Origin of the sequence: Bacillus sp. TL12, from assembly GCF_022625245.1 — a bacterium.
Lineage (GTDB): Bacteria > Bacillota > Bacilli > Bacillales > Bacillaceae_G > Bacillus_A.
In genome coordinates this window covers 1-921 of the sequence record NZ_JAJJBY010000167.1, presented here as the reverse complement: position 1 = coordinate 921, position 921 = coordinate 1, and the positions used below count along the sequence as shown (strand labels likewise).

Genomic DNA, 921 nt, shown 5'->3' with positions numbered 1-921 from the left:
CCATCTTTATTTCCAATGTCTACAGGTAACCTTCTCCGGATTCGAAATGCAACAATACGATTAAAAATCTCCTTATTAATAGAAACAATCCGTTCATTATCTCCCTTTGTATTTACTGTTAAATAATAACGTCCACGTATAGCGTCATACTCAAGGTCTTCCCACATTGCATGCGCAACTTCTGCAACACGTAATCCAGTGGTAGCTAAAACGGATAATAAAGCGTAATTGATTTCATTATCCTTATAGTAATGAAGCAACTGCTTCACTTCCTCATATGATAACTCGCGTTTTGGTTTATGGTGTTTATTAACGGTCGTACTTAGAACTTCCACATGAAGAGGTTCCTGGATATATTGAATTTCATATAGCCATTTCAAATACGAACGGATCACACCAAGTTTTCGACTAATCGTAGATGCTTTGTATTTTTCTTTTGATTGATAGGAGATTGCCTCCTGGGATAACCACTTTTGATAGTTTCGGATATGTCGCTTTCTTAAGTTCCCCCAAACTTGGCCGACTACATAATCTTTAACATCTTGCTGCAGAAATTCTGTACTTTGTTTGATAAAAAAATAGAATTGGCTTAGATCACGTGCATATAGAGTCCTAGATGCATCCTTTATACGCTTTTCTTGGGCAAAATGTGTTTGCCGATTTAAGTAATAGTACAATATTTCTTCATCTGAAAATCCCTCATATGTATATGCATCTTCTCTTTCATTATTTTCCTTTTTAAATTCAGCTTCATTAATATAATCACGATTCCATAATGAAATAATGTTTGTGAAATTTTGCTTTTGTTTCTCTATATTTTCTAAAGAAGTTTCACTATGAATTGTATTCAATTCAAATTTCATTGTTCTTCAACTCCTTATTAATTCCTCTTCTATCTATTATTATAACTGAATTACATTC

At 33.2% G+C, this 921-nt stretch carries 1 protein-coding gene; it reads right to left on the bottom strand.

Going from position 1 to position 921, the window contains the following annotated elements:
• Positions 1-863 (bottom strand): tyrosine-type recombinase/integrase (locus tag LOK41_RS28275; RefSeq protein WP_241819392.1); only part of this gene is annotated, 863 nt, incomplete at its 3' end.
• Positions 864-921 lie beyond the last annotated feature (58 nt).